At 65.6% G+C, this 15,687-nt stretch carries 20 protein-coding genes; 16 read left to right on the forward strand and 4 right to left on the reverse strand.

Annotated elements, in window-relative coordinates; genetic code table 11:
• Positions 1 to 385: 385 nt before the first annotated feature.
• From AX676_RS00875 to AX676_RS00950, 16 genes are all read left to right on the forward strand, one after another.
• Entirely contained in the window at positions 386 to 1,513 is a 1,128-nt protein-coding gene (locus tag AX676_RS00875; protein ID WP_066477031.1) for an EscU/YscU/HrcU family type III secretion system export apparatus switch protein, read from the forward strand.
• The gene (fliO, locus tag AX676_RS00880) at positions 1,510 to 1,824 is read left to right on the forward strand and encodes a flagellar biosynthetic protein FliO (protein WP_066477029.1); all 315 of its coding nucleotides are present in this window, start codon (positions 1,510 to 1,512) and stop codon (positions 1,822 to 1,824) included. Before AX676_RS00875 ends, fliO begins: the two co-directional genes overlap by 4 nt.
• Positions 1,817 to 2,500 carry a hypothetical protein gene (locus tag AX676_RS00885; protein ID WP_066477027.1) on the forward strand — a complete coding sequence of 228 codons (684 nt, stop codon included), beginning with the start codon at positions 1,817 to 1,819 and terminating at the stop codon, positions 2,498 to 2,500. The genes fliO and AX676_RS00885 overlap by 8 nt, the downstream gene beginning before the upstream one ends.
• Complete coding sequence (locus AX676_RS00890; RefSeq protein WP_066477025.1) at positions 2,490 to 2,780, forward strand: FliM/FliN family flagellar motor C-terminal domain-containing protein; 291 nt, start codon at positions 2,490 to 2,492, stop codon at positions 2,778 to 2,780. The genes AX676_RS00885 and AX676_RS00890 overlap by 11 nt, the downstream gene beginning before the upstream one ends.
• A gap of 3 nt (positions 2,781 to 2,783) precedes the next feature.
• Positions 2,784 to 3,434, forward strand: coding sequence for a type III secretion system export apparatus subunit SctR (gene sctR, locus AX676_RS00895; RefSeq protein ID WP_082731281.1), 651 nt, complete (start codon positions 2,784 to 2,786; stop codon positions 3,432 to 3,434).
• A gap of 27 nt (positions 3,435 to 3,461) precedes the next feature.
• Complete coding sequence (gene sctS, locus AX676_RS00900; protein ID WP_066477021.1) at positions 3,462 to 3,731, forward strand: type III secretion system export apparatus subunit SctS; 270 nt, start codon at positions 3,462 to 3,464, stop codon at positions 3,729 to 3,731.
• On the forward strand, positions 3,728 to 4,513 hold the full coding sequence (gene sctT / locus AX676_RS00905) for a type III secretion system export apparatus subunit SctT (RefSeq protein WP_066477018.1): 786 nt from the start codon (positions 3,728 to 3,730) through the stop codon (positions 4,511 to 4,513). Before sctS ends, sctT begins: the two co-directional genes overlap by 4 nt.
• Positions 4,510 to 4,863, forward strand: a complete 354-nt coding sequence (locus tag AX676_RS00910) for a helix-turn-helix domain-containing protein (protein WP_066477016.1) — start codon at positions 4,510 to 4,512, stop codon at positions 4,861 to 4,863. Before sctT ends, AX676_RS00910 begins: the two co-directional genes overlap by 4 nt.
• A 175-nt stretch (positions 4,864 to 5,038) precedes the next feature.
• On the forward strand, positions 5,039 to 5,638 hold the full coding sequence (locus AX676_RS00915; protein WP_066477015.1) for a hypothetical protein: 600 nt from the start codon (positions 5,039 to 5,041) through the stop codon (positions 5,636 to 5,638).
• A gap of 75 nt (positions 5,639 to 5,713) precedes the next feature.
• A complete protein-coding gene (locus AX676_RS00920) occupies positions 5,714 to 6,013 on the forward strand; it encodes a hypothetical protein (protein ID WP_066477014.1) in 300 nt (99 codons plus the stop codon).
• Positions 6,014 to 6,081: 68 nt separating this feature from the next.
• Positions 6,082 to 6,789 (forward strand): DUF6683 family protein, encoded by a 708-nt coding sequence (locus AX676_RS00925; protein WP_066544045.1) that lies wholly within the window; start codon positions 6,082 to 6,084, stop codon positions 6,787 to 6,789.
• A gap of 117 nt (positions 6,790 to 6,906) precedes the next feature.
• Positions 6,907 to 7,323, forward strand: coding sequence for a hypothetical protein (locus tag AX676_RS00930; protein WP_066477009.1), 417 nt, complete (start codon positions 6,907 to 6,909; stop codon positions 7,321 to 7,323).
• A 45-nt stretch (positions 7,324 to 7,368) separates the two neighbouring features.
• Positions 7,369 to 8,235 carry a DUF1521 domain-containing protein gene (locus AX676_RS00935; protein WP_066477007.1) on the forward strand — a complete coding sequence of 289 codons (867 nt, stop codon included), beginning with the start codon at positions 7,369 to 7,371 and terminating at the stop codon, positions 8,233 to 8,235.
• 137 nt (positions 8,236 to 8,372) lie between these two features.
• A complete protein-coding gene (locus AX676_RS00940; protein WP_156437633.1) occupies positions 8,373 to 8,813 on the forward strand; it encodes a hypothetical protein in 441 nt (146 codons plus the stop codon).
• An 84-nt stretch (positions 8,814 to 8,897) separates the two neighbouring features.
• Complete coding sequence (locus AX676_RS00945) at positions 8,898 to 10,337, forward strand: hypothetical protein (protein ID WP_066477003.1); 1,440 nt, start codon at positions 8,898 to 8,900, stop codon at positions 10,335 to 10,337.
• 4 nt (positions 10,338 to 10,341) lie between these two features.
• On the forward strand, positions 10,342 to 10,788 hold the full coding sequence (locus tag AX676_RS00950; RefSeq protein WP_066477001.1) for a hypothetical protein: 447 nt from the start codon (positions 10,342 to 10,344) through the stop codon (positions 10,786 to 10,788).
• A gap of 83 nt (positions 10,789 to 10,871) precedes the next feature.
• On the opposite strand, the gene AX676_RS00955 is transcribed toward AX676_RS00950, so the two are convergent.
• From AX676_RS00955 to AX676_RS00965, 4 genes are all read right to left on the reverse strand, one after another.
• On the reverse strand, positions 10,872 to 12,551 hold the full coding sequence (locus tag AX676_RS00955; protein WP_066476999.1) for a hypothetical protein: 1,680 nt from the start codon (positions 12,549 to 12,551) through the stop codon (positions 10,872 to 10,874).
• Between the two features lie 492 nt (positions 12,552 to 13,043).
• Entirely contained in the window at positions 13,044 to 13,217 is a 174-nt protein-coding gene (locus tag AX676_RS17590; RefSeq protein WP_156437632.1) for a hypothetical protein, read from the reverse strand.
• Between the two features lie 173 nt (positions 13,218 to 13,390).
• A complete protein-coding gene (locus AX676_RS00960) occupies positions 13,391 to 14,104 on the reverse strand; it encodes a CPBP family intramembrane glutamic endopeptidase, BDIM_20840 family (protein ID WP_066476996.1) in 714 nt (237 codons plus the stop codon).
• Positions 14,105 to 14,186: 82 nt separating this feature from the next.
• The gene (locus AX676_RS00965) at positions 14,187 to 15,284 is read right to left on the reverse strand and encodes an AraC family transcriptional regulator (protein WP_082731289.1); all 1,098 of its coding nucleotides are present in this window, start codon (positions 15,282 to 15,284) and stop codon (positions 14,187 to 14,189) included.
• Positions 15,285 to 15,687 lie beyond the last annotated feature (403 nt).

Consider the following 15,687-nt stretch of genomic DNA (forward strand, 5'->3'; position numbering starts at 1 on the left):
AAGTCCGGAATTCAGGACATCGCGCCGACTCGCTTCTGCTCGCGCCGTCGAGCTGCGAATGCTGCAATTTTGTCCTCCGTATCAAGTAGGAAGTGTGCCAAGTGCGATGAACCGTGCGTTCATTTACGGTGAATGGAGTTTTCGCTGCGGCCAGATGATACACGTAACAACTTTTCGTCAATAAATGGCTTTTCATTGCGGGATCGTAATGTCCTAGAAATCACTCGGATCGCCACACTGTCCCGGCATTTACTTGACGCTGTCACCAATCTGCCATCATCCTTTGCCTAGCGATATGAGTCATGAACTGATCTATTATCCGCGACTTGCTTGCAATAATTCCTAGTCTTCCCGGGCGTTCGTCTGACGCCAACCGGAGCAGTGGATGGCCGAGAAGAATGACGGCGGCGACAAGACCGAGAAGCCGACCCTCAAGCGGCTGCGCGACGCCCGCAACAAGGGCGATGTGGCGAAGTCGAAGGACTTTGGCGCCGCGATCGGCCTGGTCATGTGGCTGCTGCTGTTCCTCGGCGCGGCCGGCTTCATCGGCGTGCGGATCGCCGCCTTTGCCGACCTCGCCGTCGCGCGCGCGACCTCAGGCGATTTCAGCACGTCGCTGAGCGTGGTGGGATGGTCGGCCGGCGCGATCGTGTTGTTGGCGGCCGCGGCGACATTGCTGCCGTCGGCGGTGATGGGCGTCGCGGGCGAATTCTTTCAGGTCGGCGCCCTGTTCAGCACGGAGAAGCTGAAGCCCAAGCTCGACACGCTCAACCCGGTCGAGGGACTGAAGCGGATGATCAGCCTCGACAATCTGTTCGAGCTCGCCAAGACGCTGATCAAGGCGCTGCTGGTGCTCGGCGCCGCCGGCATCGTGCTGGCCGGATCGGTCGACGAATATGCCGCGCTGGCGCATGCGGCCGCGTGGATGCCGTTCCCCGGCAGTGGATCGGGGATCGCGGCCGCGGTGCTCGACCTTCTGCGTGCGCTGACGATCCAGCTGGTCGCCTGGTCAGTGGCGATCTTCCTGCTCGTCGCGCTGGCCGACCGGCTATGGACGCAGCACCGCTACATCAAGAAGCTGATGATGAGCCGGCGCGACATTCGCCAGGAACACAAGGACAATGAAGGCGACCCGATGCTGAAGGCACAGCGTCGCCAGCTGCACGAGGAATGGGCGAACCGCAATGCGGTGCAGGCCAGCCGCAACGCCAACGTCCTGCTGACCAATCCGACCCACCTCGCCATCGCGCTGGATTATGACCCGGCGGACTGTCCGGTTCCGATGGTCGCGGCGAAGGGAGAGGGGCCGCTAGCCGCCGCGATGCGCAAGGCGGCGGTCGAGGCCGACGTGCCGATCGTGCGCAATGTCGGGCTGGCCCGTCGGCTATGGGCGACCGCCGAGATCAACGAGATCATCCCGGAAGCCGAATTCGACGCCATTGCCGAGATCATCCTGTGGGCCCGACGCGCCCGCGCAGGCGATGTCCAGCCGATCCGCGAGGATGCCGAATGAACATTCTGGCGATATTGTCCAGCCTGCTGGCGGTGGTGATCGCGCTCGCGATCGTGCTCGGCCTCGCCTGGATCGCGTTGCGCGCGCTCAAACGCTGGCAGGACCGCTTCACGGGTGTGCGTGGCGAGGACGATCGCACGATCCGTTTCCTGCGCGCGCTGCCGGTCGGCCAGAACGAGCGCGTCGCGATGATCGAGGTGAATGACGAAGTGCTGCTGATCGGGGTGACCCCCGGCGGCGTCACCCTGCTGCGCCATTGGCCGGCGGGCGCAGGCGGCCGTGCGGCGACGATGGAGAATCCCGATGCGTGACCTGATCGCCACCTTGCCGCAGGTCGACGCGGACGATGCCGATCGGCGCAACCGCCTGCTCGGCGCGCTGAACGGCTGGGTCGTCGACGACGGCGTTGTCCGGGCCCGGATCGCCGGACCACCCGACGCGCTGCGCGACTGGGTCATGTGCGGCAACGGCGCGGCGATCGGCTTCGACCAGCACGGCGGCGCGCCCTGCGGCTTGCCCGGTGGGGATGGCGTCGCCGCCGTCGATCTGATCGACCGGTTCGAACCGCTGCTCGCCCTGATCGAACGCGCGCTCGGCATCGCGATCGACCCCGAGCGTGTCGACCCCCGGCCTCCGGCCGGCGGGCTGCCGGTCGAGCTGGCGACGCTGGATGCCCGATGGGGCGTCGCCGACCGGCTATGGCTGATCGTGCCGCGGGACCTGGCGCTGCTGGCGGCCAGCGGACCCTTCGCGTCGCCATTGGCGGCGCATGTCACGCTCGACGGTCGCCTGCACTTCCCCGGCCCTCGCCTGTCGCCCCTCGACGCCGCCGAGCTGGGTGCCGGCGACCTGGTGCTGATCGGCGCAGGCCCGTTCGATGCCGTGCTCGACGCCGACGGCGTGCCACCATGTCGCGGGCGCTTCGATCCCGGCACGCGCGTCTTCACCCCGACTGCGTTCACGCAAGGAGTCCCGAATGGCGGATGATCCCGAAACCGGCGTTGCGCCCGCACCGGCCGACATACCGGGCGCCGAACCCCCCGCGGCGCGGTTCGCGGTGCCCGTCACGATCGCGCTCGACCGCCAGGCGATCCCGCTTGGCCGGCTGCAGGCGGTGCGCGAGGGTGCGGTGCTGCCGGTCGAGACCGCCGACGGCGCGCTTCGGGTCGAGCTGCTGGCGGGCGGTCGCGCTTTTGCCCGCGGCACGCTGGTCGGGGTCGGCGACGGCTATGGCGTGCTGGTCGATGCGCTGGTGAGCGAGCACTGAGCGATGGACCTGTCGAGCTTCACGCCGGGCTCCGCGCTCGTCACGGTCGTGCTGATCGCGCTCGCGCCGTTCTTTGCGGTGATGGTGACGTCGTTCACCAAGATCGTCGTGGTGCTCAGCCTGATCCGCAACGCGCTCGGGCTTCAGCAGGTGCCGCCCAATCTGGTGCTCAACGGCCTGGCGCTGATCCTCTCGCTCTATGTCATGTACCCGACGATCCAGCAGATGGCGGCGGCGTCGGGCGAGACCGAGGTGCCGGCGCAGACCGACCAGCTGTTTGCCGCCGCCGATCGTTCGAAAGAGCCGCTGCGCGCATTCCTGATCCGCCACAGCGACCCCGGCGAGCGTGCATTCTTTCAGCGCACTCAGGCACGCGTCGCCGAGCGGTCGGGCACCGCGCCCGCGCGCGATACCGATTTCATCGTCGTCATTCCTGCCTTCGTCGTCAAGGAACTGACCGTCGCGTTCCAGATCGGCTTCCTCATCTTTCTTCCATTCCTGGTCATCGATCTGGTCATCTCCAACATCCTGCTGGCGCTGGGCATGATGATGCTGTCGCCGGTCACCATCTCGCTGCCGTTCAAACTGTTGCTGTTCGTGCTGATCGATGGCTGGGTGAAGATCAGCCACGGGCTGGTGCTCAGCTATGTCTAGCCGGATGCGGGCCAGCGGAGCGCGATCGTGACCGAATCGATCGTCGGGGTCACCGTCGAGGCGTTGTGGCTGGTGCTGCTGTTGTCCGCGCCGCCGATCATCGCGGCATCGGCGGTGGGGCTGCTCGTGGCGATCGTCCAGGCCGCCACCCAGCTTCAGGAACAGACGCTGCAATACACGCTCAAATTCTTCGCGGTGGTGCTGACGCTGTTCGTCACCGCGTCGCTTCTGGCGGCCACGCTGTACCGCTTTGCCGACACGATCTTCGTCAATTTCCCCGGCATGGTGCGCGGATGACCCCGGATACCGGATGGATGGACCAGCTGCTGATCGTGGCGCTGGCTTCCGCCCGGTTCGGCTTCGCCTTTGCCTTTCTGCCGCTGTTCGCGCCCGACACGGTGCCGCCGATGGTGCGCAACAGCCTGATCCTGACGCTGGGCGGCGTCGCCTACTGGATGACGACGGGTATCGACCCGGCCGCGCTGGGCATTTTTGCCTGGGCGCGGCTACTGCTCAAGGAAGCGGTGGCGGGGGTCGTCATCGGCTTTTTCTTCGGCACGCTGCTCTGGGCGATGGAGGCGGCGGGCGAAATCATCGATGCCAAGGTCGGCGCGACGATCGGCCAGGTGCTCGAGCCCCTGGGCGGCAACCAGGTTTCGCTCAACGGCGCGTTGCTCGCCCGGCTCGCCAACGTGCTCTTCGCCTCCGTCGGCGGGCTGATGCTCCTGGTCGCGACGATCCTGGAGAGCTTCGCGATCTGGCCGATGACCGCCGACTGGCAGTCGCTGGACATGCGGGGGCTTGTCCTGTTCGAGGGCGAGTTCGGCCGGCTGATGACCTTGGCGGTGGTGCTGGCGGCACCGGTGATCGTGTTCCTCTACGTCGTCGACGCTTCGCTGGGCCTGCTCAACCGCTTTGCCCAGCAGCTCAACGTCTTCCAGCTGTCGATGTCGATCAAGGCATGGGCGGCGACCGCGCTCGTCCTGATGCTGGTTCCGCTGTTCGCGCAGCTGCTGGTGGGCGAGATCGCGTCGCGCAACGACGTCGTCCGCGCACTGATCGGAGCATTGGCGCGATGAGCCCCGGCGAAGCACAGGACGAGGAGGCACGGCTGCGCGAGCTGATGCGGCTGCTGCGCAAGGCGGACGCGCAGGCCGAAACCGAGGCGCAGCTGGTCGGCGAATATCGCATCCCGCGCTCGCGCATTCCCGACCGGCACGTGACCGGCATCCAGACGCTGACCAAGACCGAGGTGGCGGTGCTGCGCTTTCTGGGCTGGGGAAGGGCCAATGCCGACATCGCCACGCTGCTGGCGATCAGCGAGAATACGGTGCGTGTCCACCTGAACAACATGTGCCGCAAGCTCGAGCTTGATGGCGTGCGCGAGCTCAATGCGCTGGCCGGCCTGCTCTTTCACCCGCTCAACTGAACGGCAGCCAGCTAAGCGATTCGACTAGCCGCGCTAGTCGGATCGGTGAGTGAGGTGCAGGCGAAACTGGAGGACAAGAGTGTCGACGACGGCGGCCAGCGATCCCCGCCACGCCGCCGTCCCGCCCCGGCTCCGGCGGCATGGGAGCGCGACGCATCTTTTGAGGAGAAGGCATATGTTCGGCATCGGCGGTTTCAATCCCGTTTCCCTGCTCGCCACCGCGGCCATGGGCCCGATGGGCGGTATCATCGCGCAGCTGGCGACGCAGGTCGTCTCGCAGATCGGCCAGCAGTTCATCCAGCAGCTCGGCCAGCAGATGGGCCTGCCCCAGTCGGCCATCGAAATGGCGCAGGGCGCGTTCTCCAGCTCGTTCGGCGATGTGCAGGGCACCGCGCGCAACCTCGACGAAGCGATCGAGGCGCTGGGCAACGAGGCCGGCGATACGGCGGCCCAGATCGGCCAGGCGCAGCGCGACACTTTTGACCAGATTCTCGATCTGGCGCGCGAATCGGCCGAAAGCGAGGATGCTCGCTCGGCACGCGCCGGCGGCAAGGCGCCGGGCTGGCTGATGGCGATGGCGCGCTCGCTGGGCAGCACCCTCAACAAGCTCGGCGACGAGATGGAACAGGTGTCCAACCAGATCAAGGACGGCAAGGCGAGCCTGTCCACCGAATTCACGGTGCTCGGCCAGCAGTTCAGCATGGTTTCCAACGCGTCGGGCACCACGCTGAAGGCGGTCGGCGAAGGCATGGCGAACATGGCCCGCAAGGGGTAATTCGTCCTGATTTCAAAACGCTTGGGGGGCTCGTGCATTGCGCGGGCCCCCTTCCCGACTTACCAAGAGAGCGAGGTGAAGCGTATGCCCCAGATCAAGTATCTCGCCGTCGTCGCGGTGGCTTTCGCCGGTATCGGAACCGCCGCCGCCCAGGACATGCCGACATGGGACCCCTCGGTCGAGGGGCTTGGTCGGGTGATGCAGCATGGCGTCACCGAGGCCAATCGCCAGCGTCGGTCCGACAACAAGCAGTCCGCGCCACTGGCGTCGCGGGACGCACGCTCGATCTGTGCGAACAAGCAAAGCTACCAGGCGAATCTTTCGCCCGCCAAGGCGCAACGGCTCGCGGCGCTCTGCGCCAGGGCAGGCTATTGACGCACGCGCAGGCGATCGCGCGTGATGCGGGATCCGGGCTTTCGGCACGCACGGAACGCCGGGGGGCGATGATCGCCAGGCGGCTTTGGCGGGTTGCCGGCGGCGCCGGGTGGACCGTTGCGGTCACACTGGCGCTCCCCGCCGTCGCACAGGACCTGTCGCCCGCGATCGACCCCTGGCAGGTCGGTCATGGCATATTGGTCAGCAACATTCCGTTGACCGCTGAAGCCGCGCAGCCGGCCTCGCCCGTTCAAACGCGTTACCGACCAAACGCCGCAGTCAGCGCGCGGGTCGCCCAGACGCTGGCCACCGAGTCCGAGAAGCTCGCCCGGGGCTCCGGGGCCGAGATGCGCGCCATGGTCATGTCGGGCAAGCCGATGCGCGAATTCGCCCGGCTGGCGCCCGGGCTGGGGCTGGCGCGCAACGACGCGGCGGATGCGCTTGCCTTCTATCTCGTCGCGCAATGGGGCGTCGCGACCGACTATCGCGGGCGCGTGACCCGCGCGCAGATGACCGCAGTCCGCGATCAGGTTCGCGCGGCGTTTCCGATGATCAGCGGCAAGCTGTCGACCGACGCCAAGCGCCAGGAATTCGCCGAAACGCTGATCAACCAGGGCGTCATCACCGCCGGCATCCATGAAGCGGCGGTCGCCGCCGGCATGGAGTCGCGCGTGGCCGAATTGAGCCGGATGGCGCGCCGGGGCGGCACCCGAGTCTTCGGCGGTGATCCGGGCGATTTCGAGCTGACCGATCGTGGCCTGATCAAGCGTCGATAGCACAAGAGACGGGTCGGATAGTCGATCCGATTACCGCGCCTAATCGGATCGCGGAGCGCATTCGTCGCCCGGCTGTGCTGATATGGCGGTGAAAGCATAGAAGAAAGCGAACACGACATGACGATCGATCGCATCGGATCCGGCCCTGTTGCCCCGATTGGCGGCGGCGCATCGCCGGCGGTGCCGCTGGCGGACGAAGCGCGAGCTCTGGCAACTTCGGTGGTGGCCGGTGTCACGGGCGCGCTCGGGCTGGATGCGCGCGGCACGATGGCGGCGCGCGCCTATCCGGTGCGCGAGACGGCGGATGCGATCGCGACCCGGTTCGGTGCCACTCCGGCGCAGGCCGGCGAGATCGAACGCACCGTCGAGCGGCTTGCCGGCGCGATCGCGGCTGACATGGCGGCGCGCGCGGACGGCCGGACGCTCGATCGCATCGACGATGCGCTGGTGGGCAGCGACGTCCCGGCCAGCGCCGACGCGGTCATCGCTTTCCTCGAGCGCGCGGCGGAACACATCGAAACGGCCGGGCGCTAGCACGCGAACTCCGGCTGCCTGCAATTCACAACAAGGGGCAAGGGCATGACCAACACCGTCTTCAACCTGTCGGCGATGATCAACAATCTCAATCTCGCCCCGACCGCGCCGCGTGCTGACGCAGGCTTCATGATCGCGCCGGGCATCCTCGCCCAGGCATGGAATCCGCTGGGCGCATCCCCCTTCGCCTCCGCGATGATGAACGCCCTGTTCGTGCTGCAGGCCGGCCATATGGGGCGCATGGCGGCGGCAGCGGGTCAGCCGCCGGTGCAATCCTTCACGCCCGTGCCGGGCGGGGAATGGACCGCCGCGCTCGACAGCGCACACACCGGGACGATCGACCTGGGCGACGGCTATCGGCTGAAGCTCGACGAGCGGAATTCGGAGATCACCGTCATCAACACGGCGACCGGTGAAACCACCCGCATCTGGGGTGACCCCCATGTCGACATCGACGGGAAGCATGCCTTCGACTTCTGGGGCACGACGACCTTCACGCTGGCCAACGGTACCAAGATCACGATCGATACCGAACAGTGGAACAACAATCCCAATGCCTATGTCGCGTCGAAGCTGACGATCACACGTCAGGATCGCGCGATCGTGGTCACGGGGATCAGCCAGAACCAGCTGGGCGATCTGTCGGTGTCGATGTCGCAGAACGGCCGCGCGCTCGATGCCGCGACCCGCGACGGCTTCGTGCTCAACGAGAATGCGACGGGATCGGGCTGGCGGTCGGGCCTGACCGGCGAGGTCGCAACGCAGGCGGACCTGGACGTCACGCGCGTCGGCGAGGCCTATGGACCGGGCAGCACCCTGCCCAGCTTCGACGAACTCCAGCAGAGCCTGGCCAATTTCCTGCTGCTCGGCTTCGCGCTCATCCTGAGCGGCCGTGAGGTCGAGGCCGCCTGACCGCGATGACCGTTGACGGCATCGCCGGGGCGGGCGCGACACCATCGCGTTCATGGGCAACCGCCGACCACGCGCACGCATGGGTCGATCAATGGCGCGATGGCGCCGGCTTCGATGTCGCGGCGTTGGCGCGGGCGATGATCTGGGATGGCGTCGACGAGGCCGCGCTTGCGTCGATTGAAGCGGCCATGACCCCCGTCGAGCGGGGCGAGCTGGCGGCGGCGATGGATGCCGCCGCCGACCGTCCTCGTGCGACGGGGACTGGCGCAGGTCCCGCCGATGGCAACGCATCGGGCGCTGGTGATGCGGGTTTCGATGCTTTCGCCACCTCGTTGACCACGACAGACCAGCGCATCGTCGTTCGCCGCGTCGAAGCAATGCCGGGCACCCTGGATCCCTCTCGTCCACCGGCAGCCGGGGCGCATGCCGATGCCGCCGCGGCCGATACGGCTCCGCCTGCCACGGACGGGGATACCGCATCGGCGACGCCCGCCGTGGCCCCACGTGCGATCGAGATTCTGCCGCCGCTGCCCCCCGGCGCGGATTTGCCCGCGCCGGTCACTAGTCGATCCGACTAGGCCGGATAATCGGATCGTCGAGCGCCCCGCTTCGGCGGCACCCCTATGGTGGTGGGAGAGACGAACCGAACGCGGAGTAAGCCAATGTCCGTTGCTGTCCAGAATGCCACCGCCAACATCGACCGGCGGCTGGAAACCGGCGTGTTGAACCCCGTCACCAATGGCGAGATCAAGGCCGTCGTCGCCGAGATCACCGGCCTGAAGGCCGCCGATGCCGATCGCCTGATCGACGATCTCGCCAAGTCGGGGAAGCTCGGCCGCGTCGCGGGCGAGATCATGGACGGATCGCCGCTCGGTCTCGGCGGACTGAGCGCAAACGAGCGCAAGGCCTTCTTTGCCGACATGGCGCGCAAGCTTGACGGACAAAGCCTCGCCACGCTCAGCGACGCTTTTGCCGGTACCGACAAGCGCACAGGCGGCTTCGAGCCGGTGTCGGAACTTGGCCAGGCGATCGCCACGCATGGGTCGCCCCAGGCAAAGCTCGCCTACATCGCCGCCCAGAAGTCTGATGTAGCGCGTGGCACGATCGTCGATTCCGGGGTCGGCGCGTCGACGCTGCGGCGTGAAGACGCAGAAGCCAACGCGGTCGGGCTCGTCCTCGGATCAATGCGCGGGGCCAACGCGGAGGCGGCTTTTCGCGCCATTGGCGACAAGCTGCCCGACGTGCTCGCCTCATCGATCGACGCGCGAGTCACCACCAACGCGACCGCTGGCGTCGCTGTCAACGTCGCGAGCTGGGACGCCAAGGCCTATGGCGGGATCATGGAGGCAGCCGCCAGCACCTCGAACGCCGATCTGAAGGCGCAGATCTTTGACGCCGGGGTCGGCACCTTGCGCAGCGTGCGCGATGTGAACGATGTCATCGGCGGCTTGACAACGGTCGGCAAGACTCAAGCGACCCGCACGATGGTCGACGGCTTGACCCAGGTGATCAACAGCAACACGACCGGCGTGATGCGGGAACTCACCTATAATGCCGAAACGCGCGACGGCAGCGATTTCGCGGCCTATGCCAAGGAAATGCTGAACCAGGGCCGTGCCGCCGAACTGGGCGAGCAGATGGGCCGCCTTCAGGTCGGGAACGCCGGAAACGAGAACGCGGTCGAACGGCTTTATCGCAGTGAAATCGTCGCCAATACCGATCAGGAGCGCCTGCCCAATGCCGGGACGCTCGGCTATTTCGTGGGGTCGGTTCATGCAGCGGTGAAATCCATCGATGCCGATGTCGCGGCGGAGCGCGCGATGACCACCGCCGTCCTGAAATCGGCACTGACCGTGGTCGACAAGGCCAAGGTCGGCGGGCCTGCCGCCAGTGCGGTCGGCACCACCGCCAGCGTCGCCAAGGAATGGGTGCAGTTCGCGGTCAGCGGTGCCATCCGCAACGAGAGCGCCGATGCCGGCATCCGGCTGGAAAACGCGGCATTGCCGGTGGACAAGCGCACGCGCGAGCTGGGCGTGGGCGACGCCGTCGTGAGCGCGTTCGAGGACACGCTGGCGACCGTCGCGCGCCTCGCCAAGCCATAGGCGCGTGACGGGCGTGCGCGCGGGACTGATGCTGATGATGGCGATCGCGGCCTGTTCGCCGGCCGCGACGCCCAAGGCGCCTCCGGCGCGTCCATCCGCATTCGTCGCGCACGCCGAGCCGCCCATCGGCGACGCGCTGAACCGGCGGCTGGTGCGGGCGATGACCGGGGCGCTCGACCGGCTGGAGCCCGAATGGGGCAAGTTGCAGGGCCGGCTTTACACCGTCGCGCCCGATGCCGGCGCGCTCGCCCCGCTGGTCGCGCGCGACCTGCCGCCGGGCTGGACGCGGCTCGACCTGGGCGATGTCCAGCTCCGCGACGCCGAACTGGTGGCCTGGCATTCGGGCGACGCCCTGTACGCGGTGCTGCGGATCGATCCGAAAGGGGGCGCGATCGTGCCGGCGATGGTGCTCCGCAACGACGCGACACTTGCGCTGTCGTCACCGCAATAGCCGGGGTCCCCAGGGCGAGAACGCGCGCGATGCGTAAGCTCCCCGCAGCTCGCCCGCTGCGGGGACGTGTCGGCCTTGCGGCGCTATCGCCCCTGGCGATCGTTCGGCGACAACAGGATGTTGTCGGGCAACGCTTTGCCCGCATACCATTCGTGCAGCTTCACCGCCGCCTGCGCATTGTACTGGCTCCCCGGATCGGTCGTGGCATAGCTTTCGAAATACGACAGATGCGGCAGGATTCCGGTCGGCGAAGCGAGCCGGACCGCGGCCTGCAGCGCACGCCCGATATTGGTCGTCGCCGGCGACGACCCGTCCGGATTGCTGACGTTGAGCAGGGCCGGGATCGGATCGTTGCGATCCGACAGCGTATGGTAATTGACCGCCCGCAGTTCGGGAATGTCGCGCACGCCCGGATTCTGGGACGAACCGGCAAAGCTGCGCGCGATATGACGCTCGCCCGCTGCGGGGCCGATCCCCAGAAACTCGACGCGGCTTAGCATCTGCGCGCGCGCGCTCTCGCTCATGCCCTGGCTGTTGCGCAAATAGTCGTTGACCATCCGCAGCGCCTCGTTGCCGATCGCGGCACCCTGGCTGTAGCCGATCAACTTCACCTTTCCGTCGCCGTTCAGGAGCTGGTCGAGGATCGCGTTCGCGGCAGTTGCGGCCGCCTGGCGATTGCCCGACATCAGCTGCTGAAGCCGCTGATCGGTGACGTTGAGGTCGGGCAGGCGGTTGGATGGATTGTCCTCGAGCACGTTGCGGCCGACCGAGATCATCTTGTCCATCGACGACACGTTGACCACGTGATCCACCGGCGCGCGGAACAGCGCCGAAAGCTCCATCGCCTGCATCGCCGACCGATTGACGTCGGTGTTCACCCCGTTGATGAAAATGACCGGCGGCCGTCCGGCGTCCGCCCCGCCCGCAAGCGCGCGATACATGTTCGCATTTTCGGGCCGGCTCGCCTGCAACCGGGCGTCGTTCACCGCCTTGTTCCGCTCGAGCGACAGCGAGACGTTGTCGACGACCAGCTCGGCGATCCGGTTGGTATTGGCATCGCGCCGCTGCTCGAGTTCGCGGTTGTTGCCGACGATGTTGATGCCGATCCGCGCGGACAGGCCGATATTCTCGGCGGTCAGGCGCTGCAGTTCGGCGTCGTTCGCGCCGATGCGCCGGGTCAGGTCGCGGATGGTGAGTTCGGCATTGCGCTGGGAAATCGCGTCGACGGCCAGCGGGTTGCCGCTTTCGGTCGACACGCGCTCACGCGGGACGGCCTGGCGATAGTCGCTCCGGCCAAAGCCGCTGACAAGCTCGTCGACATCACCCGCAGAGGTTGCGAGGTCCCGCGAGTAATCGGCGTTCACGCCGCGCTGAAGCTGGGACTCGCGCTGCAATTGCGCTTCCATGCCGGCGACGCGCGTGCCCCAGATCGGATTGCCGAGCCGCGTTTCGGGTGCATGCCGGTTTGGTGAATCGGTGCGCGCGGCGACGAGGGTGGTCGAAACCTGGTCCCCGCCTGCCAGCGCGCGGGCCAGTTCACCCTGCTCGACGGGCGTCAGTACCGCCTGAAGCGCGTTCGCCTCCGCCCGGATGCGCTGGGGATCACCGCCGAACCGCAGCGCGATCTCGGCACCGAGCGTGCCGACGTCGATGCCCAACGCATCGCGCGGCAAGGAATTGACCGCTTGCGCCGACAAACGCGCGTCATCCGATGGGGGCGCGGAAAATAGGTTGGCGGTTACGCCTGCGAGCTGCCCGGTCATCACGCGAACTCCCGTTATGGTGGGAGCGAAGTGTCCGACTGGCGCCGCCACCACGCAATAATCGGAACGACTAGCGCCGGAGGGGCAACATCCCGTCGGCGCGGACGCCCATGCACGCGGTTTCCAGATCCGGCCCGGCGGACCCTCTCGACGTTCCGCGACGAGGCGGAACGGATAGCCATGTGGCGGAGACGGAGGCACCCCTTATTGAGCTCTAAGATTCTATAATAATGACGTTTTTCTGAACCCAGACTTCGTCTACCCCACACTTTTCCCCACATCGGGTCAGAGATGTGATGGATCACGCTGACATCGGGTGGCCGCTTTGCGCCCCAAAGTCGGACGCTCAGCCGTAGATCGACGCCACCCGAAAGCGGACGAAGCTCATTTGGGTAGCCTCACGACCAGCGAATAGTTCGAATCTTTCCCGGCGCGCCATTCACCGCCGTTAGCCGCCGTGAAATGCGCTTAGGTCGCATTCACTGCGATCGATCACAAAGCAGCGATCTCATAATCGTAAACGCGACGATGATAGGCTGCGACATAGTTCGAATCCTGAGGGGGTGAAACGTCAGTGAGGTGTCGCCGCGAGTTGGCGCTGTTCACTTCGGCACGAGCGACGTGGGTGCCAACCTCGCCCGCGCCGATGATGCCGATCGACGTCATCGTTGCGTCAAGTGCCAAACGCCCCGTCTATCGTTTGCATGGCTCCCCGAGCTGATCTGCTGTCTTAGCCATTGGATCATTCGATTCGTAGCGCAAGATCGCCTCGACACTCGGAATCATGGAAAGCGCTAGCGCAACGCCTACTACTTCGAGATCGAAAGGCGCGTGGTGGTTCATACAAGAAATGAAAAAGAGTTGCCGAAATTGTGAAGCACAATGGGGATCACCAAGCTTCCAGTCCGTAGACGCAGCCACACCGCGATGAAGGATGGAATGGCGGTCAGTGCCATGGTGACCGGATCGAACGAGAAGCCACCATCGGCATAACCGAACGCGTGCGTCATGCCGAACAGCACGGATGACAGTACGGCCCCCCAACCCCATTCGACGCCAAACAGCCACTTGCGCCCGCGGAAAGCCTGATCGAGCGCGAAAAGCAGGACGCCGCGATAGAACAGCTCTTCCTCCAGGCCAGGCATTGTCATCTGGAATGCGACGTCTTCTGCGCTGGGTTGGTCGGCAGGGAAGACCATGGCGATGACAATGAAGAAGGCGCAGTAGGCAACAGCAACGGGGACCGCAGCCTTCAGACTGCCCGGTTCGTGCGACAAGGTTAATCCGACCTGGCGGAACCCAAAGGCCGGGCGGGCCGCAATAGCGATGGTGACTGCCAGAGCCATAAACTTGCCTTGCCAGTTCCACGCCCCTCCAATCAGATCTGGCAGCAAGCCATAGCAGCGCGTCAGAAGGACATCGTTGATCGCCACCAGCAAGGCAGCAATGGCGAGCCAGCGCACCGAGAAATTGCGCCGGTCGGCGAGGCCCAAAACTGCTCCCAGAAAAAGCAGAATAGCCAAGGTCCCCGCTAGTCCGATCAGTCCGTTCACGCAGCCGCCCTTCCGTTTCGGTGAGCACGGTGGCTAGCGCATGACCGCCGGTCACGCTCCTCAGAAGACGGAATTTCTTTCCTCAGAACCCGGCTTCGGGGCTACTGAGAGCAGTTCCGGCGTTGTGAAGGGCGGCAGCCCGATATTCGCTCGGCGTGCAACCTACAATGGCTCGGAAGACGCGGTTGAAGCTGGCCAGAGAGGCAAAGCCGCTGTCCAACGCGATCGTGATCAGCTTTTCGTTGCGATCCCGTTCCTGGAGCAAACGGCGCGCCTCCAAGATCCGGTGGGTATTCAGGAAGGCGCGGAAATGATCGTGGCCCAACTGCTGGTTTATCAGCGTCCTGACGGCGCGCTCCGGCGCCGCCATAAGCTCGACAAACTTCGGAAATGTCAGCTCGGGATCGAGATGCACCCTATTGTCCTCGATCAGGGTACACAGCCGGGCGTGCAGCGGGTCAGTTCGGTCAGAGGTCCCGTCAGGAATGGGCTCGGGAGCAACTGCACGGGCTTCAACCACGCCAAAGAATAAAGCATCGCCCCGAACTGTGAGAACCCGACCTGCCAGCCATACGCCGAACCCGAGGATCATCGCGTTCTGGGCCATGGAGAAAGCAAGCGGCCGCCAATCAAAACCGAATAGCACATCCGCAGCAAGATCGATGAATAGCATCCCGCTCAGCAGCACCACCACCAGAACGCGCGCGTTGTGGCGCTGCTCGATCAGGTCGCCCTGCCGCTCATCCAGAAGGCGCCGGACAAGATGGGCGACGATCCCGAAGCCCATCATCACAAGCGCATGCGACAACCCGGCATCGGCGAGCCTGTTTCCCAGCAGCCCCCGGCCGGCTGCCGCAATACCCGCCCAAGCAAGCCCGACCATCAAAACGCCACCCCGCAACCGGAACCGGCTGTCAAAGCAAGACAGGGCAAACCACCACAGAAAAATGACTGTGAACCCGCTTGCTGCGCTCGCAAGATCTCCCACCAGCCCTGCAGGCTGGAACGATACGAGCGGCGTATTGCCAAGGAGGAAGCCAGCCAGGCACACAGCCAAAGGCGCAAACAGCAGAGCCGGCAACCCAACCCGGCGTTTCTGGCCGAACAAAAGCCATGCAAGCAGAAACAGAATGCTCAGAGACCCAATACGTAAGACTAGGTCCAATTGGTCGATGATCATGTCCAGATAATAGCGCCAAATCCGATGGTTCAATATGGGATTTGCCCCGTACATCCCCCCCGTGAACAGCCATCGCCGGCAACGCGGGGCGATCCCGAAACCGGCCCGGCTGCTTAGGTCATTTTTTCCTCTGAAGCCGAAACCCTCAAACCGACAAGCTTTCAGTCGTTCAGAATCGAAGTCTCACTCCACGACGCCTGCCGCTTGTCAGCGTCAAAAAGCAGCCCCCTCAGAAGGGTTGAACCTCTCGCGAATAGCCCAGAACGAAGATTCACCAAGCTGACGACCGGGCGCTCGGGTGCTTCCCGAAGTCGTGGCCCGCTGCCTGCAAAAGAGGGCCAGAGACACACTCCGGCCCAGTTTTCGGAGTGGGGGACGGCCAAAGCTGAAGCTCGGCTTGCCG

Origin of the sequence: Sphingomonas sp. CCH21-G11 (genome assembly GCF_001555965.1) — a bacterium.
In the GTDB taxonomy this organism is placed as follows: Bacteria; Pseudomonadota; Alphaproteobacteria; order Sphingomonadales; family Sphingomonadaceae; genus Sphingomonas.